The 18,505-nt window shown below is 71.9% G+C and carries 18 protein-coding genes; 8 read left to right on the forward strand and 10 right to left on the reverse strand.

Going from position 1 to position 18,505, the window contains the following annotated elements:
- Positions 1 to 9 precede the first annotated feature (9 nt).
- From KAG51_RS06895 to KAG51_RS06930, 8 genes are all read right to left on the reverse strand, one after another.
- Positions 10 to 1,773 (reverse strand): DUF4012 domain-containing protein, encoded by a 1,764-nt coding sequence (locus KAG51_RS06895; RefSeq protein WP_290581996.1) that lies wholly within the window; start codon positions 1,771 to 1,773, stop codon positions 10 to 12.
- A gap of 82 nt (positions 1,774 to 1,855) precedes the next feature.
- Positions 1,856 to 2,476: an LPXTG cell wall anchor domain-containing protein gene (locus KAG51_RS06900; RefSeq protein WP_290581998.1), complete on the reverse strand. Its 621-nt coding sequence runs from the start codon at positions 2,474 to 2,476 to the stop codon at positions 1,856 to 1,858.
- Between the two features lie 152 nt (positions 2,477 to 2,628).
- Positions 2,629 to 2,946 carry an LPXTG cell wall anchor domain-containing protein gene (locus KAG51_RS06905; protein ID WP_290582000.1) on the reverse strand — a complete coding sequence of 106 codons (318 nt, stop codon included), beginning with the start codon at positions 2,944 to 2,946 and terminating at the stop codon, positions 2,629 to 2,631.
- A gap of 247 nt (positions 2,947 to 3,193) precedes the next feature.
- Positions 3,194 to 3,490, reverse strand: coding sequence for a DUF1416 domain-containing protein (locus KAG51_RS06910; protein ID WP_290582002.1), 297 nt, complete (start codon positions 3,488 to 3,490; stop codon positions 3,194 to 3,196).
- A 1-nt stretch (position 3,491) separates the two neighbouring features.
- A complete protein-coding gene (locus KAG51_RS06915; RefSeq protein WP_290582004.1) occupies positions 3,492 to 4,340 on the reverse strand; it encodes a sulfurtransferase in 849 nt (282 codons plus the stop codon).
- Between the two features lie 48 nt (positions 4,341 to 4,388).
- On the reverse strand, positions 4,389 to 4,874 hold the full coding sequence (locus KAG51_RS06920) for a DUF4395 domain-containing protein (RefSeq protein WP_290582006.1): 486 nt from the start codon (positions 4,872 to 4,874) through the stop codon (positions 4,389 to 4,391).
- Positions 4,875 to 5,132: 258 nt separating this feature from the next.
- Complete coding sequence (locus KAG51_RS06925; protein WP_290582008.1) at positions 5,133 to 5,582, reverse strand: thioredoxin family protein; 450 nt, start codon at positions 5,580 to 5,582, stop codon at positions 5,133 to 5,135.
- A gap of 48 nt (positions 5,583 to 5,630) precedes the next feature.
- A complete protein-coding gene (locus KAG51_RS06930; protein ID WP_290582010.1) occupies positions 5,631 to 6,482 on the reverse strand; it encodes a hypothetical protein in 852 nt (283 codons plus the stop codon).
- Between the two features lie 242 nt (positions 6,483 to 6,724).
- Here KAG51_RS06930 and KAG51_RS06935 point away from each other — a divergent pair, with 242 nt between their 5' ends.
- The 3 genes from KAG51_RS06935 to mshD all read left to right on the forward strand — a co-directional run bounded on the left by KAG51_RS06935 (position 6,725) and on the right by mshD (position 9,718).
- Positions 6,725 to 7,435 (forward strand): response regulator transcription factor, encoded by a 711-nt coding sequence (locus KAG51_RS06935; protein WP_290582012.1) that lies wholly within the window; start codon positions 6,725 to 6,727, stop codon positions 7,433 to 7,435.
- A 61-nt stretch (positions 7,436 to 7,496) separates the two neighbouring features.
- Positions 7,497 to 8,921, forward strand: coding sequence for a carboxyl transferase domain-containing protein (locus tag KAG51_RS06940; protein ID WP_290582014.1), 1,425 nt, complete (start codon positions 7,497 to 7,499; stop codon positions 8,919 to 8,921).
- Positions 8,918 to 9,718 carry a mycothiol synthase gene (gene mshD, locus KAG51_RS06945; RefSeq protein WP_290582016.1) on the forward strand — a complete coding sequence of 267 codons (801 nt, stop codon included), beginning with the start codon at positions 8,918 to 8,920 and terminating at the stop codon, positions 9,716 to 9,718. The genes KAG51_RS06940 and mshD overlap by 4 nt, the downstream gene beginning before the upstream one ends.
- A 30-nt stretch (positions 9,719 to 9,748) precedes the next feature.
- Here mshD and KAG51_RS06950 read toward each other — a convergent pair whose 3' ends face one another.
- Positions 9,749 to 10,825, reverse strand: coding sequence for an alpha/beta hydrolase (locus tag KAG51_RS06950; protein WP_290582018.1), 1,077 nt, complete (start codon positions 10,823 to 10,825; stop codon positions 9,749 to 9,751).
- A gap of 65 nt (positions 10,826 to 10,890) precedes the next feature.
- On the opposite strand from KAG51_RS06950, the gene KAG51_RS06955 reads away from it, so the two are divergent.
- A complete protein-coding gene (locus KAG51_RS06955; RefSeq protein WP_290582020.1) occupies positions 10,891 to 13,026 on the forward strand; it encodes an RNA degradosome polyphosphate kinase in 2,136 nt (711 codons plus the stop codon).
- Positions 13,027 to 13,073: 47 nt separating this feature from the next.
- Here the strand turns inward: KAG51_RS06955 and KAG51_RS06960 are convergent, their stop codons facing one another.
- Positions 13,074 to 14,132 carry a hypothetical protein gene (locus KAG51_RS06960; RefSeq protein WP_290582022.1) on the reverse strand — a complete coding sequence of 353 codons (1,059 nt, stop codon included), beginning with the start codon at positions 14,130 to 14,132 and terminating at the stop codon, positions 13,074 to 13,076.
- A gap of 65 nt (positions 14,133 to 14,197) precedes the next feature.
- Here KAG51_RS06960 and KAG51_RS06965 point away from each other — a divergent pair, with 65 nt between their 5' ends.
- The 4 genes from KAG51_RS06965 (at position 14,198) to pstA (ending at position 18,499) form a co-directional block, all read left to right on the forward strand.
- Positions 14,198 to 15,076 carry an NUDIX hydrolase gene (locus tag KAG51_RS06965; protein ID WP_290582024.1) on the forward strand — a complete coding sequence of 293 codons (879 nt, stop codon included), beginning with the start codon at positions 14,198 to 14,200 and terminating at the stop codon, positions 15,074 to 15,076.
- Between the two features lie 188 nt (positions 15,077 to 15,264).
- A complete protein-coding gene (gene pstS / locus KAG51_RS06970; RefSeq protein ID WP_290582026.1) occupies positions 15,265 to 16,359 on the forward strand; it encodes a phosphate ABC transporter substrate-binding protein PstS in 1,095 nt (364 codons plus the stop codon).
- A gap of 107 nt (positions 16,360 to 16,466) precedes the next feature.
- Positions 16,467 to 17,429: a phosphate ABC transporter permease subunit PstC gene (gene pstC / locus KAG51_RS06975; protein WP_290582028.1), complete on the forward strand. Its 963-nt coding sequence runs from the start codon at positions 16,467 to 16,469 to the stop codon at positions 17,427 to 17,429.
- A complete protein-coding gene (gene pstA, locus KAG51_RS06980) occupies positions 17,429 to 18,499 on the forward strand; it encodes a phosphate ABC transporter permease PstA (protein WP_290582030.1) in 1,071 nt (356 codons plus the stop codon). Before pstC ends, pstA begins: the two co-directional genes overlap by 1 nt.
- Positions 18,500 to 18,505: the final 6 nt, after the last annotated feature.

The following is an 18,505-nucleotide window of genomic DNA, read 5'->3' on the forward strand; positions in this document are numbered from 1 at the left end:
CGCTCCGCGTCAGCAGGCCGACGCGAATCCGACGTCGGTCGTGCCTGGCCGGATGCCGGGAGTCGTGAGCAGTCGGCCGTCCTGGGTCTGCCCCGGCCCCGTCGTCATCGTGATGCGGACGTCCCGGCTCGCCCCCGGTGCGAGGTCCAGCTCGAGGTACGCCACGAGCCGGTCGCCGTCGACCTGGGTCTCGAACGGCACCTCCTGGCCGTCGAGCTGGACGGTGTCGATGCTGCCGTCGGACGGTGCGTAGGCCCTGACCCGGAGCACCATCGTGCCCTGGGGGGCGTACGGCGCGAGCCCCGTGACCGACAGCGGCAGGCTGGCGGGGTCGGTCGGCACCGTCGAGCGGAGCTGCGTGCGCACCAGCAGCTTCTGCTGGTCGTCCTCGCACCGTGTGGCGCTGACGGTGCTCTCGCTCGAGAGGTAGTACTCCAGCTTCGCCTCGGTGCGGTCCGAGAGGAACACCCCGACCGTCGGCACCCCGCCGTCGGGATCGAACCGCCCGGCGATGACGTCGTTGCCCAGCTCCTCCTCGAGGGCCGGGTCACGCAGCCAGACCAGCACGCGTCGCTCCCGGGCGGCCTCGGCCAGGGCGCGCAGGACGGTGGACGAGTCGCCCTGGCCTGCCGTGAAGACGTCGAAGACCGACCGTGCGGTGCTCTCGAAGAACGCGTTCTGGCTCGCACCGTCGGGATACTCGACGTAGGCCTGGTTCAGCAGCCGGTCGACCGTGTTCTCCGCGGTCAGGACCGAGCCGTCGCTGGCCTGGATGGGCCCCGTGCCGACCAGGAGGTAGGCGAGCGTCACGGGGTCGACCGCGAGAACGCCGTCGACCTGGATCCCGCGGTGCGCGGCGAAGATCGCGCTGGCGAGCTCGGCCGACCGCGGGAAGTGCGGGTTCAGCATCGAGTTGCGGAAGTCGGTGGCGACCGTCGTGCCGTACAGGCCCAGCTCCTGCGGCGACAGTGCCTCGGCCGGGGTGTCGAGCTGCGGCAGGTCGCTCGACGAACCGGTCTCCAGGATCGAGATGCGGCCGTCGTCCGCCTGCACGAGGAGCCACGTGCCCGGCACACCGCCGAGCGGCCGGATCTCGGCATTGCTCTGCACGGCGACGAGGTAGGTCCGCGGCCCGGACGTGCCCAGCACCTCAGGGAGGACGTCGGCCGCACGGTGCGCCGAGCTCAGGACGCCGCCGACCTCCTGGAGCTGCTGCTGCGCCGCGACGACGGGTCGGCGCAGCCGGCCGAACAGGCTCGAGGCGTCGATCTGGTCGACCTCGTTGACCACTGGAGCGAAGGCAGCGTCGCTCTCGGCGAGCGCCGGGGCGATCGAGGTGAACAGGGCCGGGTCGATCACGCTGTCGCGCACCGTGAAGGAGTCGGCCTCGAGCTGGTCGGCGACCTCCATGAGCGGCGGGAGCGCGTCGTGCACCGCGACCGACAGCCCCGACGAGATCGTCGTGACGGCCTGGGCCTCGTCGCCGACCAACGGAACGTGGCCCGCGATCCACCACAGCGGACCGTCCGAGCTGTCGTGGGCCCGGTCGGCGAGGACCGTGAGCTGGTCGAGCGCCCGCTCGGCGGTCTGCTGGTCGCCGACCACGAGTGCCGTGCGCAGCACGGCCGCCTGATCGGCCGCCTTGGTGAGGGCGATGACGGCCACCGTCGCCTGCACCGCGAGCCAGGCGACCGAGAGCCCGACGACGACCGCGACGGCGGTCAGCACCCCTCGGCGCGTCCAGTCCGTCGGTCGCAGCACGTCACGCAGCACGTTCGGTCCTCCCCATGAGTCGACGTCATGACAGCACGGGGCCGGGTCACCTGCGGTGACCCGGCCCCGTGCGTCGGAAAATTCAGGCGTTCCGGCGGCGGGCGGCGATCGCGACGCCGACACCACCGAGGACGAGCAGGCCGCCGATGACCAGCAGCCACAGGCCGATCTCGGTGCCCGTCGTGGGCAGGATGCCCGAGCTCTGGCCGTCTCCGGCCGCGCCGACCGGGAGCAGCGTGATGGTGTTGCTGTTGGTGACACAGCCGGTGCCGCACGCCGTGGAGACCGCCGGGAGCGAGGCCGTGCTGGCCGTGGCCACACCGGACTCGCCGAGGGCGGAGATCGGGGTGTAGTTGCAGACGACCGTGATGGTCGTGGGGGTGCGCTCCTGCACGACCTCGGTGGCGAGGTTGATGTCGTACGTGGCCGCGCCGCCCCCGGAGAAGGACTCCACGAGGTCAGGCACGGTGCTGGTGGACACCGTGTTGCAGACGACGGGCTCGGTGGCGCCGTCGACCGTGCGGCTGGCGGCGATCTTGACGTTGACGACCTTGCCACCGATGAGGGTGGCACCGGAGATGTTCACGACGACTCCGTCGTCGCCGGCGTAGCCGCTGCTCAGCTCAGCGTTCGCCGGGCCGGCGGTCAGACCGACCAGCAACAGGGACGCCAGAGCAGCGAGCGTTCCGAGGATCTTCCTCATGGTGCTCCCAAGAAGTCAGTAAGGGTACGGGCCAGGGCAGGAGAATCGTAGCGCGACGAAACCCCGGGGGTGGGATCACGGAGAACCCGACCGTACAACGAGGCATCTCGCCCGACGTCACGGGCGAGATCCTCGATTCCTGACTGAGCTGCTCAGGCGCGGCGCCGCTGGACCAGCAGGACACCTCCCGCGGCGGCGAGCAGGACCCCGACCGCCACGAGCCAGGCCGCCGCCGCGGAGCCCGTGCGCGGCAGGATGCCCGACCCCGAACCCGACCCCGAGCCGGATCCAGGCCCAGCGCCCTGGGGCAGGAGGGGGATGATGTTCGACGCGGTCGCCGTGCCGCCGCTGATGGTCACCACGACGCCGTCGTCGACCGTGTAGCCCGCCTGGACCTCCGCCTGCGCCGGGGCACCGGACGCCACCACGAACGCCACCAGGGCGATGGCCGTGCTGACGAACTTCCTCATGCGCGCTCCGCGCTCTCTCCGGCGGTCCTCGACAAGCCCCGCGCCGGCTCCGGTGAGGCGGCGTTCCCGTCCTGTTGCGTGAGGAACGACGACCTCTGGCGGCCGTCACGAGCCAGGCCCCGCCACCACCCCGTTTGCCCCCCAAACAAACCGGCGTCACGTACTGCGAAGACGCCCGGACATGACACGACCCGGTCGCGAGGCGCCGAGGAGTCTCGCGACCGGGTCGGGCCGGTGCTGGTGCGGGTCAGACCGTGACGGCCACGTCCGCGACGCTGCCGAGGGCCGCGACGACCGGGCGGTCGACCGAGGCCGAGCGCGGCGCGAGGGTGCGCAGGGTCCACTCGCCGGGAGCGGCGAAGAACCGGAACTGGCCGGTCGCCGAGGTCGGCACCTCGGCCGTGAACTCACCCGTGCGGTCGAGCAGACGGACGTAGGCGTTGCCGACGGGCTCGCCGTCCCGCGTGACGATGCCCTGGATCACGGCCTGGTTGGCGACGTCGACACCGTCGAGGCTGGGGCCGCCCTGGATCGCTCCGCACATGTCAGGCCTCCCCGCGCTCGTCGCCGAGGGCCACCGGCACGCCGCGCAGCGAGCCGTACTCGCTCCACGAGCCGTCGTAGTTCTTGACGTTGGGGTAGCCGAGGATCTCGCTGAGGACGAACCACGTGTGCGAGCTGCGCTCGCCGATGCGGCAGTAGGCGATCGTGTCCTTGCCCTCGTCCAGGCCCGCGTCGGCGTACAGCGCCGTGAGCTCCTCGTCGCTGCGGAACGTGCCGTCGTCGTTGGCGGCCTTGCTCCACGGCACGTTGCCCGCGGTGGGGATGTGCCCGCCGATCTGGGCGGCCTCCTGCGGCAGGTGCGCCGGCGCCAGCAGGCGTCCGGCGTACTCGTCAGGGCTGCGGACGTCGATCAGGTTCTTCTGGCCGATCGCCCCGATGACCTCGTCGCGGTAGGCACGGATGTCGTCGTGGGGGCCCGAGGCCGTGTAGGTCGTGGCCGGGCGCTCGGTCGCGTCGGTCGTGAGCTCGCGGCTGTCGAGCTCCCACTTCTTGCGGCCGCCGTCGAGCAGGCGGACGTCGGCATGGCCGTAGTACTTGAGGTACCAGAGCGCGTAGGCGGCGAACCAGTTGTTGTTGCCGCCGTAGAAGACGAGGGTGTCGTCGTTCGAGATGCCCTTCTCCGAGAGCAGCTTCTCCAGCCGCTCCTGGTTGATGAAGTCGTGGCGCACGCCGTCCTGGAGGTCCTTCTTCCAGTCGAGCTTCACGGCGCCACGGATGTGGCCCTTGTCGTAGGCCGAGGCGTCCTCGTCGACCTCGATCAGGACGACCGAGTCGTTGTCGAGGTTCTGCTCGACCCAGTCAGCGGTGACCAGTGCGGTCTCGCGGCTCATGTGCTTCTCCTTGTGTGGGCGTTCAGGTGGTGGTGAAAGGGAGTCAGATCAGGCGGCCGGCGCCGCGACACGGCGGACCAGCAGGTACATCTCGCAGCCGAGGCAGAAGCCCACGGCGGCGTTGAGCAGGGCAGCGACGAGCGCCAGGGCGAGGGCCACCAGCGCCAGGACCGGCAGGTCCAGCGCCAGGCCCACGAGGGCGACCGTCGCGAACGCCAGGCCGACGGCCTGGGCGAACTGCGGCGGGCGCGCGTCCTCGAGCTCGGTCGGGGCCGCGAGCCTCGGGCGGACGACGCGCCCGAAGAACCGGCCGTACGGGGAGTGCCGCACCCCGAGGAACGCACCGATCGCGAAGACGACCGCCTGGGCGGCGGTCAGCACGAGGGCGATCTCGCGGGCGGGCTCGACGCTCAGCAGAGCCGCCGCCAGGACGAGGCTCGTGAGCGCCGCGGCGAACCGCAGGCCGCGCGGGTCGACCTGGGCCGAGACGCCAGCCGGCGTGGACGTGGACGTGGACGGGGACAACGTGGTCATGAGAGGAGCTCCTCGCGTCGCGGGGACGCATGACGAAGAAGGTTCACCGCGGGATCTGCGGCGAACGGAAGGCGGCGAGGACGTCAGCCGATCAGGACCGACACAGCGAGGAGCGCGTGCGGCAGTGGTCGACTGCCCGGCGACGCGTCAGGTGCGTGTGTCCGATCATGCGACCAATGTAAGCCGACCTCGGCGACGTCGTCGCATTCATGTCCCACATGATGGACACCATGCTCATATCGTGAGATTTGGGGATGTCTACCCGCCGACCGACGCGAGGACGGCCTCGATCTGCTCGCGCCGCGGGAGCCCTGAGGCCCGGCCGACGACGACGCCGGCGGGGTCGACGACCAGCACGGTGGGCGTGCGCAGGATGTTCAGCCGCCTCACGAGCTCCAGGTTCGACTCGGCGTCGACCTCGACGTGCTCGACGCCCTCGCGGGTGCGCACGACGTCGCCGAGCAGGGTGCGGGTGGCGCGGCAGGGGCTGCAGAACGAGCTGGAGAACTGCACGAACGTCAGCCGCGCGCCCAGCTCGCCGCCGATCTCGGCCGGGGTGAGCACCTCGAGCTGCGAGCCGTCGCCGTCGCCGTCGCGCGAGGAGGCCTCGGGCCCGGCCGTGCGGAACCGCCCGTCGAGGGCACGCTTGACCGCGGCCACGACGACCGCCAGCACGACGGCCCCGAGCAGGACCCACACACCGATCATGCGATCAGCCTACGCAGCGATCCCCGGAAAAGCAGGCGTCGACCGCGCTCAGCCGCTCAGGCCGAGCTGTCCGATCAGGTGCACCAGCGGTGCGGCGAGCGCCACCGAGAGCGCACCGGGGAAGCCCCAGCCCGAGGAGGCGTGCCGGCGGCCCTCGCCCCACGCCCGCCCGACGACCTGACCCAGGATCGCGCCGATCGAGACCTGCGCCCCCATCAGCAGACCGAAGACCCAGGTGAACGTGAAGAACCCGCCCTGCAGGTGCGCCACGAGCGCGCAGGCCACCGCGCTGCCGAGCATCGCGATCGAGGCGACGAGATAGCGGTCGCCCGGCAGGCACCACACCACCACCGCGACCCCTGCCCCCACGGCACCCAGCGTGACGACCTCCGTGCCGAGCGGGGTGCGCGCCGCCGTGATCCAGCCGACGGTCAGGGTCGCGAGCAGGCTCGCCGTGGCGGCGTGGGCCGTCGTCACGACCAGCTCGCGACGACCGTCGCGCCTGACCATCTGGGACAGCAGCGCCACCGCGACCCCGGCGGCCGTCGCCGGCAGGATCGCGACGAGCGATCCCGGCACGACCCCCGCGATGTCACCCGCGCTCGTGCCGTCGGCCCCGATCAGGCTCCGCGGCCAGAGCGTCAGCGCCGTGGCGACCAACGACGCCGTCATGACCGCCGCGACCTTCGGAGCGCGGACCGTGCGACCCCGGGCGTCCGCCGGGTGCGGTCCGACCGCGATCTGACCCTGCACGAGCAGGACCACGGCCGCCACGATCACGGGGTCCGTCCGGACCGCCGCCGCGAGGACGGCCAGGAGCACGACGCTCCAGACCGCCGGTGGCCAGCGGGCCGCGCTGCGGGGCGCGGTCCGCTGCGGTTCGGGGGCTCGGCGCGACACCCCCGCATGATGTCACCCGGAGCGCCGGTGTCCACGCCCGTGCGCGCGTGTCCACCCGATGTCCTGCGCCGAGCACGTGTCACCTTCTGGCGTGATACCCGTCACCTGTTCGTCACGGTCTGGAGATTGATCCGACACGTGGGCTACGATTGAACCAGCAACGAGGCCGGGCGAGATCGCCGCGGCCTCGATCTGTACCCGGGGCCTTTCACTGGGGAGGGCCCTACCCGCCGGAGGTGCCCGTGTCCCACCTGCTCCTGCTCACCAAGACCCCGCAGTCGTCGGTGGAGGTGCTCCCGGCCCTCGCGCTGCTCCCCCACCACGTCCGCATCCTGCCGGCGGAGGCGAGCGCCCTGCTGGACGCCCCCTCCTGCGACGCCGTGATCGTCGACGGCCGGCACGACCTGGCCCAGGTGCGCAGCCTCACCCGTGTCATCCGCACGACGGGCATCGAGGTGCCGCTCATCGTGGTGCTGACCGAAGGGGGGCTCGCGGTCGCCGCGGCCGACTGGGGCATGGACGACGTGATCCTCACGACGGCTGGGCCCGCCGAGCTCGAGGCGCGACTTCGCCTCGGCATCGGCCGGATCGCCGCGGCCTCCAACAGCGCCGGCGAGAGCCACGTCATCTCCACGAGCGGCCTCGTGGTCGACGACGCCACCTACACCGCACGGCTCGAGGGCCGCTCGCTCGACCTCACGTTCAAGGAGTTCGAGCTCATCAAGTTCCTGGCCCAGCACCCGGGCCGCGTCTTCACGCGCCAGCAGCTGCTGCAGGAGGTGTGGGGCTACGACTACTTCGGCGGCACCCGCACGGTCGACGTCCACGTGCGCCGGCTCCGCGCCAAGCTCGGCCCGGAGCACGAGACGCTGATCGGCACCGTGCGCAACGTGGGCTACCGCTTCGTCTCGACCAAGGACGGCTCGCGCGAGACGGCCGACGCGCCCGCCTGATCGTCGAGCCTGACGACAGTGCCTGGCAGCGCCTGGCGTCGGGTCCTGCCAGACTGGGCGCGTGCCTCGCCTGACCGCCCATGACCTGATCGACCTCGTCCTCGACGACGGCTCCGTCGAGTCGTGGGACTCGCCCATCGACGTCTCGGGGCATCCCGAGACGTACCGGCGCGAGCTGGCGGCCGCCACCGAGCGCGCCGGCACCGACGAATCGATCCTGACCGGGCGCGGCACGATGCGCGGGCGTCCCGTGGCATTCGTGGTCAACGAGTTCCGTTTCCTGGCCGGCTCCATCGGCCAGGCCGCCGCTGACCGGATCGTCACCGCCGTGCGCCGGGCGACGTCCGAGGGGCTGCCGATCCTGGCGGCCACGGCGTCCGGCGGCACCCGGATGCAGGAGGGGACCCCCGCCTTCGTCCGCATGGTCGACATCAGCCGGGCCCTCATGGACCACCGCAAGGCCGGTCTGCCCTACCTGGTCTACCTGCGACATCCCACGACCGGCGGCGTGTTCGCCTCCTGGGGGTCGCTGGGTCACGTCCGCATCGCCGAGCCCGGCGCCCTGATCGGCTTCCTGGGTCCCAAGGTCTACGAGCTGCTCCACGGCCGACCCTTCCCGCCGGGGGTGCAGACCTCGGACAACCTCGTGCGCCACGGCGTCGTCGACGCCGTCGTGATCCCCGACGAGCTGCCGCTCGTGGTCGACCGCACCCTCGCGATCCTCGTCGACCCGCCGCTGGCCCGCGAGCTCGAACCGCGGCGAGGTCCGGTCGAGGCGCGGCTCGGCACGTGGGAGTCGATCGAGCTGACGCGGACCGACGGGCGAGCCGGGATCCGCGAGGTCCTGCGCCACGGCAGCGACCCGATCGTGCGGCTCCAGGGCACGGGCGAGGGCGAGAGCGACGCAGCGATGATCGTCGCGCTGGCGCGGCTCGACGGTCAGCCGTGCGTCGTGATCGGGCAGGACCGCCAGGCGCAGACCCCCGAGTCACCCATGGGACCCGCGGCACTGCGCGAGGCGCGGCGGGGCATGGAGCTCGCCGACGAGCTCGGGCTGCCGCTCGTGTCGTTCATCGACACCCCGGGCGCCGAGCTGTCCCCCGAGGCCGAGCAGGGGGCCATCGCCGGCGAGATCGCGCGGTGCATCAGCCAGATGTCGACCCTGCGCGTCCCGACCATCTCGGTGCTGCTGGGCCAGGGATGCGGCGGCGGTGCGCTGGCGCTGCTGCCGGCCGACGTCGTCGTGGCCGCGGAGAACTCCTGGCTCTCCCCCCTGCCGCCGGAGGGTGCGAGCGCGATCGTCCACGGCGACGTCGAGCACGCCGCCGAGATGGCAGTCGCGCAGCTCGTGAGCGCCACCGACCTGCACCGGCACGGCGTCGTCCACCACGTCGTGCGCGAGTACCCCGACGACGACGCCGAGTCGTTGGCTCGGGCCGTCGTCGCCGAGGTCGCGGCCCAGCTGGAGGGGTTGAGCCACCGATGAGCGTGCCCGAGCTGGTGCAGCGGGCGACGGAGTTCGACCACGTGTCACCGCTCAACGAGGCGAACATGCTGGCGCTCGAGGCGGGCGACACCCCGCGTGTCGACGTGCAGGTCGAGGCGGGCTCGGAGGTCGTCGCGCTGGCCTTCGCGGCCGGTGACGCCCCGGTCGAGCTCGTGGTCGATCCACGGTTTCGCCGCGGCGGACTCGGCCATCGGGTGGCCGCGTCGGTGCTGGACGACGGCGAGACCCGGTTCTGGGCCCACGGCGACCTGCCGCCCGCGCGGAAGCTGGCCCGGCGACTCGGGCTCCGCGCGGAGCGCACGCTGCTCGTGCTGCGCCGCGAGGACGCGCCGCCGGTCGACCTGCGCATGCCCGAGGGCGTCACGATCCGCACGTTCACCGATGCGGACGCCGAGGCGGTCGTGGCGGTCAACGCGCGCGCCTTCGCCTCCCACCCGGAGCAGGGAGCGATGGACCTCGCCGACTTCCGGCGCCGCGCGTCGGCGTCCTGGTTCGACCCCGAGGGCCTCTTCGTCGCCGAGCGCGACGGCGAGGTCGTGGGCTTCCACTGGACCAAGGTCGACGACGGGATCGGCGAGGTCTACGTCGTCGGCGTCGACCCGGCGGCTCACGGCGGCGGCCTCGGCACCGCGCTCACCGCACGCGGCCTGCAGCACCTCGACACGCAGGTGCCGGTCGTCGACCTCTACGTCGAGGCCGACAACGCCCCCGCCCTGGCGGTCTACCACCGCCTCGGCTTCACCGAGCACGCCCGCGACACCCTCTACGCCCGCTGACCCACCCCGCCCGGCCCGGGCGGTGAGGGGTCAGGAGAGGCCGCGGTGCAGAGCCGCCGCGATACGCGCGATCGCGGCCGGCGCGGAACGTCCGAAGGAGACCATGTTGGCGAAGCCGTGGATCAGCCCCTCCTCGCACCGGTACTCGACCGGGACCCCCGCGGACTGCATCTTCTCGGCGTAGGCCCGACCCTCGTCCAGGAGCGGGTCGAAACCCGCCGTGACGAGGTAGGCGGGCGCGACGCCCGAGACGTCACCGTGCAGCGGCGAGAGCCGCGGGTCGGTGCGGTCCTCGTCGCCGGCGAGGTAGTTCTCCTCGGCCTTGTCCATGAATCCCGTGGTCAGGTAGAAGCCCTCGCCGAACGTGTGGCGACTCGGGCTCCGCTCCGCGAAGTCGGTGGCCGGGTAGATCAGCAGCTGGAAAGCCGGCTGCGGGTTCCCGCTCCCTCCGCCGTTCCCGTTCTGTCCCTGCTCCCGAGCGGCTCGCTGCGCGACGACCGCGGCGAGGTTGCCGCCGGCGCTGTCGCCGCCGACCGCGATGCGCGCGGGATCGATGCCCAGCCCGCTCGCCCGGTCGCGCACCCACTCCCACGCGGCCCAGGCGTCGTCGACCGCGGCCGGGAACTGGGCCTCCGGGGCGAGGCGGTAGTCGACCGCGACGACCCGCACCTGGGCGGCCTCGGCCAGGAACCGGCAGAGCGCGTCGTGGCTGTCCAGGTCGCCGTAGATCCACCCGCCCCCGTGGAAGAACACGAGCGCCGGCGACGCACCGGCGAGATCGCGCGGGGTGTAGAAGCGCAGGCCGAGCCGGCTGCCGCCCGGTCCGTCGATGACCCGGTCCGTCACCGCACCGATCGTCGGGGTGCCCCCGACCATCTGGGTGCTGGAGCGCAGGATGCGTCGCCCGCGCGAGACGCTGACCTCCTCGACGGCGGGGCCCTCCAGCCGGGCCAGGCGCAGCAGCAGCTGCATCTCGTGGTCGAGGCGCTTGCCGTCGACCACGACCGGGGCGCCCCCCGCCGCGCGCAGAAGGGGTGCCGGCAGGCGCATGACCCCGCGCGCCACGCCCCCGCGAACCGTGCCGATGACCGCGCCAACCGATGCCATGCGGGCAAGGTACCGCACCACTCGCCGTTCACCCGGCAGTCACCTTCTCGTGCCACGATGAGGCCATGGAGAGTGCTGACCTGAGCGTCACCGACGTGACCTCCCCGGACGAGTTCGACGTCGATCCGCCCTACGACTCCGAGGTCGGCACCCTCCCCGACGACCGGTTCCTGGATCGCGAGCTCTCCTGGATCTCGTTCAACGAACGCGTCCTGGAGCTCGCGCAGGACCGCAGCCTGCCGTTGCTGGAACGCGTCCGGTTCATGGCGATCTTCGCGAGCAACCTCGACGAGTTCTTCATGGTGCGGGTCGCCGGCCTCAAGCGCCGTATCGCGGCGGGCGTCGCTGTGCCCACGGCGAGCGGGCTCCATCCCAAGGAGGTCCTGAAGCGCAGCATCGCGGCAAGCCAGGAGCTGCAGCGCCGCCACGCCGACCACCTGCACGAGCACCTGGCGAGCGACCTCGAGGCCGAGGGCATCGAGCTGCTGCGGTGGGACGACCTGACGCCCGACGAGCAGGAGCTCGTCTCCCAGACCTACCGCGACCGCGTGTTCCCCGTGCTGACCCCGCTCGCGGTCGACCCGGCGCACCCGTTCCCGTACATCTCCGGCCTCTCGCTCAACATGGCCGTCGTGCTGCGCAACGCCGGCACGGGCAAGGACCACTTCGCCCGGGTCAAGGTGCCGCCCATCATCACCCGGTGGATGGAGGTGGGCCCGCAGCGCTACCTCCCGCTCGAAGACGCGATGGCCGCCCATCTCCACCTGCTGTTCCCGGGCATGGAGATCCTCGCGCACCACACGTTCCGGGTGACGCGCAACGAGGACCTCGAGGTCGAGGAGGACGACGCCGAGAACCTCCTCAAGGCGCTCGAGCAGGAGCTGCTGCGGCGCAAGTTCGGACCGGCGGTCCGCCTCGAGGTCGAACCGTCGATCTCCGACGACGTCCTGGAGCTGCTGACCTCTGAGCTCGGGGTGCGCGCCGACGAGGTCGTGCGCCTGCCCGGGCCGCTCGACCTGCGCTCGCTCAACGAGATCGCCGACATCGACCGTCCCGAGCTGCACTTCGAGGCGTTCGTGCCGGGCACCCACGAGCACCTGGCGGAGGTCGAGACCGCCAGCCCGGCCGACCTGTTCAGTGCGTTGCGCAAGCGCGACGTCCTGGTGCACCACCCCTACGACTCCTTCGCCACGAGCGTGCAGCGGTTCATCGAACAGGCCGCGGCCGACCCGAAGGTCCTGGCGATCAAGATGACGCTGTACCGCACGTCGGGCGACTCCCCCATCATCGACTCCCTGATCGACGCCGCCCGGGCCGGCAAGCAGGTCCTGGTGCTGGTCGAGATCAAGGCGCGCTTCGACGAGCAGGCCAACATCCGCTGGGCCCGCAAGCTCGAGCGGGCCGGGTGCCACGTCGTCTACGGCATCGTCGGTCTCAAGACGCACTGCAAGCTCGCCCTCGTGCTGCGCGACGAGCCCGACGGCCTGCGCCGCTACGCCCACATCGGCACCGGCAACTACAACCCGAAGACCGCCCGGCACTACGAGGACCTCGGCCTGCTGACCTCGAACCCGGAGATCACGCACGACCTGACCGAGCTGTTCAACAACCTCTCCGGCTTCTCGCAGCAGACCGAGTACCGCACGCTCCTGACGGCACCGGCTCGGCTGCGGGCGGGCCTGGTCGAGCGCATCGAGCGCGAGGTCGCGCACCACCGGGCCGGGCGGGAGTCGCACATCCGCATCAAGGTCAACTCCCTCGTCGACGAGGCCGTGATCGACGCGCTCTACGAGGCCTCGCTCGCCGGGGTGCAGGTCGACGTCGTGGTGCGCGGCATCTGCGCGATCCGCCCCGGCGTGCCAGGGCTGAGCGAGAACGTCCGCGCGGTCAGCGTGCTGGGCCGGTTCCTGGAGCACAGCCGGGTGTACTGGTTCGCCAACGGCGGCGAGCCGGAGGCGTGGATCGGATCGGCCGACCTCATGCACCGCAACCTCGACCGCCGGGTCGAGGTCCTCGTCCGGGTCCCGACCCCTGGCCACACCCACCGCCTGGGCGAGCTGCTGGCCCAGGCCTGCGACGACGAGACCAGCAACTGGCAGCTGACCCCCGACGGTGTGTGGGAGCGGCACGTGGGCTCGCACGACCTGCACCAGTCCCTGATCGACGACTCGCGGCGGCGACGCTCGCGCCCGAAGGGCTGAGCCGCCCCGTGCACGCGGGGAGGCACCTCGCCCGGCGCACCGGGGCCTCAGCAGGACGCGAGGACCAAGGGGCCGATGAACGACATCAGCGACGCCGAGCCGCGCTGCCGCTCGAACTCGAGCACCGCGACGGCTCCGTCGGCGCCGTTCCGGGTCAGCACGATCGACTCCTCGACGGCGCCGGTCTGACCGATGAACGGCCCGGTCGCCAGGCGGGCGCGGACCTGCGCCTGGGCGGCCGCCCCGGGGCCGGAGTCGTACGCCATCGCGACCTCGAAGCGGTCTCCCGCACCCCCCTGCGCCCCGGTCTCGCCGGGGCCGAGTCCGCGCAGGAGCCACTGGTAGGGCTCCAGGACCCCGGCCGCCTCCACGGCGACCCTGGCCTGGGCCGCGATGTCGGGCCCGGACTCGGCCGGATCGGTCGAGGCGCACCCGGCACGGCCCGACTGGAGGCTGTAGGCGTCGAGTCGCGCCGCCTGCGCCCACGTGCGCGCGGCCGCTGGGTCGCGGGCGAGCGAGCTGTCCCGACCGGCGGCCACGTCGCCCACCCGGTCCACGAGCGAGGCCTCCGAGGAGGCCACCGCGACACCGCCGGGCAGGATCTTGACGTGCAGGAAGGTCTCGGGAGTCGAGACACCTCCGACTCGCAGATCGGGGAGCTCGATCGTCCAGAGGTCGCCGTCGGGCACGTAGCCGACGGCGCGCAGACGCTCCCGGGTCTGGGCGTCGGAGCCCGGCAGGCCCACCAGCAGCGCAGCGCCAGCCGTGGTCTGCAGCAGAGCCTCCCACCGCACGGTGCCCGGAGACCAGCCGAGCCCGTCGGTCACGACCTCGCCGCTGGAGACCAGGGTCGAGCGGGTCGCGAGATCGCGACTCCCGGCCACCTCCACGAGGTCGTCACCCGCGTCGAGCCGTTCGCGCAGGGCCGACCAGTCGGTCACGTCGATGCTCGCGGTGTCGCGCGGCGCGAGGCTGACGACCTGCGGCACACCGGCCGGCGCACCGAGACGCTCCGCGGCGACGACTCCGGCCACGAGCGATCCGGCGATCACCACGACCGAGACCACGGCGGCGACCGGTCGCGCCCTTTGGCTGCGTGCACCCACGGCCACCACCCGCCTTCCTCGGCCCGGGTCGGCGAGCTCCGACCGTCGGACAGGACAATACGTCCATGAGCCGCGAACGAACCATCGTGGCCGCGGGCGGAGTCGTCTGGCGTCCGCGGCCGGGCACCCGCAACGGCGTCGAGCTCCTGGTGGCGCACCGCCCCCGCTACGACGACTGGACGTTCCCCAAGGGCAAGCGGGACGACGGCGAGCCGGTGCAGCGCACCGCGGTGCGCGAGATCGAGGAGGAGACCGGCCTGCGGGTCCACCTGGGCGTGCCGCTGCCCGCCGTGCGCTACCGCGTCGGCGCGGGACCCAAGATCGTGCACTACTGGTCGGCCCAGACCGATCCGGAGGCGCCGGGCCAGTTCGTGCCCAACAAGGAGGTCGACGAGGTCCGCTGGCTGCGGCCCCGCGAGGCCCGCGACCTGCTCACGTACGCCCACGACCGCGATCTCCTCGCGGCGTTCCGCGGGCGGCGCGACGCCGGGCACCACAAGGCGCGGGCCCTCGTGGTGCTCCGGCACGGCAAAGCGGCCTCGGCCGGCCGGTGGCGCGGCGACGACCACGACCGCCCGCTGACCGACGTCGGGCTCGGCCAGGCCGAGGCCCTGGCCCTGACGCTCGCGCAGTACGGACCCGCGCGGATGCTGGCCAGCCCGGCGCTGCGGTGTCAGCAGACCCTCGCCCCGCTCGCGGCCGCGGTCGGACACCCCGTGACGCTCGAGCGCCGGCTCGTCGAGGACGCGCCCACCGCCGCCGTCGCCGCGGTCGTGCGCGAGGCGATGGCCCGCCGCGGCCTCTCGGTGCTGTGCAGCCACCTGCCGACCCTGACGACCGCCTTCGACGCGATCGGCCTCAAACCGCTCGACCTCGCCCCCGGCGAGGGCGTCGTCGTGCACCACCGGCACGGTCGGGTCGTCTCGACCGAGCGTCTGCCCTGATCACAGCGGCCATCCTCCGACGTGACGTCCGTTACCCGCCGGACACCGCCGGCGCCTGCAACGGCGCGACGGACCCGGCACCGTTTCGAGATCGTTCACCCTTCGTTCACCCGACGCGGGGCGGCGATACACCTGCCCTCCCTAGCGTCCTCACGTCAGTCCCCCCAGTTCCTTTGAAGGGATCCCCCGTGAAGCGCAACACCCTGCGTACCTCGGCCTCCGCCGCGGCGCTCCTCTCTCTTGCTCTCGTGCTCGGCGCCTGTGGCGCCGGCAATGAGGACGGCGGCTCGGACTCGGGCTCCGGCACGCTGTCCGGCACGCTCAACGGCGCCGGCGCCAGCTCGCAGCAGGCCGTCGTCGCGGCGTGGAAGTCCGCCTTCCAGACCGAGAACTCCGACGCCACCGTCAACTACGACCCGGTGGGCTCGGGCGGCGGCCGTGAGCAGTTCATCTCAGGAGGCGTCGACTTCGCCGGTTCTGACGCCTACCTCGACGACGAGGAGCTCGCGGCGGCACAGGATCGCTGCGGTGGCGAGATCATCGAGGTCCCGGTCTACGTCAGCCCGATCGCCGTCGTGTTCAACCTGGAGGGCGTCGACTCCCTCAACATGTCCTCCCAGACCATCGGGGCCATCTTCGAGGGCACCATCACGAGCTGGGACGACCCGGCCATCGTCGCGGACAACCCCGAGGCCACCCTTCCCTCGGCGCCCATCATCCCGGTGCACCGCTCGGACGACTCCGGCACCACGAAGAACTTCACGGCCTACCTCGAGGAGACCTCGGGCGGCTCGTGGAGCGCGGGCGAGGTCGAGACCTGGCCCACCCCGGAGGGCGAGAGCGCTCAGGGCACCGCGGGCGTCATCGACCGTGTCAAGGCCACCGCGAACTCGATCACGTACGCCGACGCCAGCCAGGCCGGCGGCCTCTCCACGGTCGCCGTCAAGGTCGGCGACACCTTCACCGAGTACTCGCCGGAGGCCGCTGCCGCGATCCTCGAGAAGTCCGCCCCGGTCGAGGGGCGCGGCGAGACCGACCTCGCGATCGCCGTCGATCGCGCCACCGAGGAGTCCGGCGTCTACCCGGTCGTCCTGGTCTCGTACGCGATCGCCTGCCAGAACTACGAGGACGCCGAGAAGGCCGATCTCGTCAAGGGCTGGCTGAGCTACCTCGTCAGCTCTGAGGGCCAGGAGACGGCCGCGGCCGACGCCGGCGCCGCGCCGATCGGTGGCGACATCGCCGACAAGGCGAAGTCGGCCGTCGAGACGATCTCGGCCAGCTGATTCCCTCGGAGGCCGGTCGGTGAGAGTCTGAAGACCTCACCGGCCGGCCTCCTCGGGGTCCGCCCCACCCACCCCCACCCAGCAGTTCTCGCGAAAGAAGGAGCGCCGTGAGCAGCACGACCGAGCGGGAGAAGCAGGCCCCTCGCCCCGTTCGCCGTCCAGGCGACCGCATCTTCGAAGGCCTCTCCACGAGCGCCGGCATCCTGATTCTCCTGACTCTGCTGGGCGTCGCGATCTTCCTGACGCTCGAGGGCCTGCCCGGAATCACCGCCTCCGCCGACGAGATCGGCGGCAAGACCGGCGGCAAGGGCTTCTTCGCCTACGTCTGGCCGCTCGTGTTCGGCACGGTCTGGGCTGCGGTCATCGCACTCCTGATCGCCGTGCCCGTCGCGATCGGCGTCGCGCTCTACATCTCGCACTACGCGCCCCGTCGCCTCAGCGCGACCCTCGGCTACGTCATCGACCTGCTGGCCGCGGTGCCGTCGGTCGTCTACGGCCTCTGGGGCCTGCTGTTCCTCTCGCGCGAGCTCGCGCCCTTCTACCAGTGGCTCGCCGACAACCTCGGCTTCATCCCGTTCTTCGCGGGCAACCCGTCCGGTGGCGTCTCTGCCAACAGCATCCTGACCGCGAGCCTCGTGCTCGCGGTCATGGTCCTGCCGATCATCACCGCGATCTGCCGCGAGATCTTCCTGCAGACCCCCCGCCTGCACGAGGAGGCCGCCCTGGCCCTCGGGGCGACCCGCTGGGAGATGGTGCGCATGTCGGTCTTCCCCTACGCCCGCTCCGGCATCGTCTCGGCCTCGATGCTCGGCCTCGGCCGCGCGCTGGGTGAGACCATGGCGGTCGCGATGGTGCTGTCGGCCTCCGGCATCGTGACGTTCAACCTGATCGGCAGCACCAACCCCAGCACGATCGCCGCCAATATCGCCCTGCAGTTCCCCGAGGCGTTCGGCACCTTCACCAACGTGCTGATCGCCACGGGCCTGGTGCTCTTCGTGATCACCTTCGCCGCCAACTTCGCCGCGCGCGCCATCGTGGAGCGCCGCAAGGACTTCTCGGGAGCCAACTGATGACCACGACGCTCCAGCGCAACCCCGAGCCGGACCTGCAGAGCCTGCTGCACGAGGACCAGCTCCCCACCTGGCTGCCCCGCACCCTCGTCGCCGGTGCCGCCCTGATCACGATCGCCCTCGTGATCGGCACGAGCCTGTCGATCGCCCAGGCCGTGCTGATCGGCTGGCTGCTGACGTGGTCGCTGCCGATCGCGTCCCGCGTGGTCGAGGGTGGCCGCAAGGCGGCCGACCGCACCGTGACCCTGCTGGTCGCGAGCGCCTTCGGTCTGGCGCTCATCCCGCTCGGCTCGATCCTGGCTCTGGTGATCAGCCGCGGCGCGCCGCAGCTCAACGCCGAGTTCCTGACCTACTCGATGCGCAACGTCGTCGGCGAGGGCGGCGGCATCTACCACGCGCTCGTCGGCACCCTCCTGGTCACCGCGGCCGCCACCGTGATCTCGGTCCCGATCGGCCTGTTCACCGCGATCTACCTCGTCGAGTACGGCGACGGAAACCGGCTGTCGCGCTGGATCACGTTCCTGGTCGACGTCATGACCGGCATCCCGTCGATCGTGGCGGGACTCTTCGCCTACGCCCTGTTCGTGATCTTCTTCGGCGAGGGCATCCGGCTCGGCATCGGCGGCGCGGTCGCCCTGGCGGTGCTGATGGTGCCGATCGTCGTGCGCGCCTGCGAGGAGATGCTCAAGCTCGTGCCGAACGAGCTGCGCGAGGCGTCCTTCGCCCTGGGCGTGCCGAAGTGGCGCACCGTGGTCAAGGTCGTGCTTCCGACCGCGATCTCCGGCATCGTGACGGGGGTGACTCTTGCGATCGCCCGCGTGATCGGTGAGACCGCTCCGCTGCTCATCATCGCCGGACTGACCGACTCGGTGAACTTCAACCTGTTCTCCGAGCGGATGACGACCCTGCCGGTGTTCACCTACTTCTCGGTCAAGTTCCCCGGGGTGCCGCCGGAGGCGAGCATCGACCGCGGCTGGGGGGCCGCCCTGGTGCTCATCATCATCGTGATGGTGCTCAACCTGATCGCGCGCGCCGTGAGCTACTTCTTCTCCCCCAAGGGCGAGCGATGAGCACGC

This window comes from Aeromicrobium sp., assembly GCF_023146395.1.
In the GTDB taxonomy this organism is placed as follows: Bacteria; Actinomycetota; Actinomycetes; order Propionibacteriales; family Nocardioidaceae; genus Aeromicrobium.

Coding starts and splice junctions, on each gene's coding strand:
- KAG51_RS06900 (WP_290581998.1), bottom strand. CDS start 2,476: ATGAGGAAGATCCTCGGAACGCTCGCTGCTCTGGCGTCCCTGTTGCTG.
- KAG51_RS06905 (WP_290582000.1), bottom strand. CDS start 2,946: ATGAGGAAGTTCGTCAGCACGGCCATCGCCCTGGTGGCGTTCGTGGTG.
- KAG51_RS06910 (WP_290582002.1), bottom strand. CDS start 3,490: ATGTGCGGAGCGATCCAGGGCGGCCCCAGCCTCGACGGTGTCGACGTC.
- KAG51_RS06915 (WP_290582004.1), bottom strand. CDS start 4,340: ATGAGCCGCGAGACCGCACTGGTCACCGCTGACTGGGTCGAGCAGAAC.
- KAG51_RS06920 (WP_290582006.1), bottom strand. CDS start 4,874: ATGACCACGTTGTCCCCGTCCACGTCCACGTCCACGCCGGCTGGCGTC.
- KAG51_RS06925 (WP_290582008.1), bottom strand. CDS start 5,582: ATGATCGGTGTGTGGGTCCTGCTCGGGGCCGTCGTGCTGGCGGTCGTC.
- mshD (WP_290582016.1), top strand. CDS start 8,918: ATGAGCGTGCCCGAGCTGGTGCAGCGGGCGACGGAGTTCGACCACGTG.
- KAG51_RS06950 (WP_290582018.1), bottom strand. CDS start 10,825: ATGGCATCGGTTGGCGCGGTCATCGGCACGGTTCGCGGGGGCGTGGCG.
- KAG51_RS06955 (WP_290582020.1), top strand. CDS start 10,891: ATGGAGAGTGCTGACCTGAGCGTCACCGACGTGACCTCCCCGGACGAG.
- KAG51_RS06965 (WP_290582024.1), top strand. CDS start 14,198: ATGAGCCGCGAACGAACCATCGTGGCCGCGGGCGGAGTCGTCTGGCGT.
- pstA (WP_290582030.1), top strand. CDS start 17,429: ATGACCACGACGCTCCAGCGCAACCCCGAGCCGGACCTGCAGAGCCTG.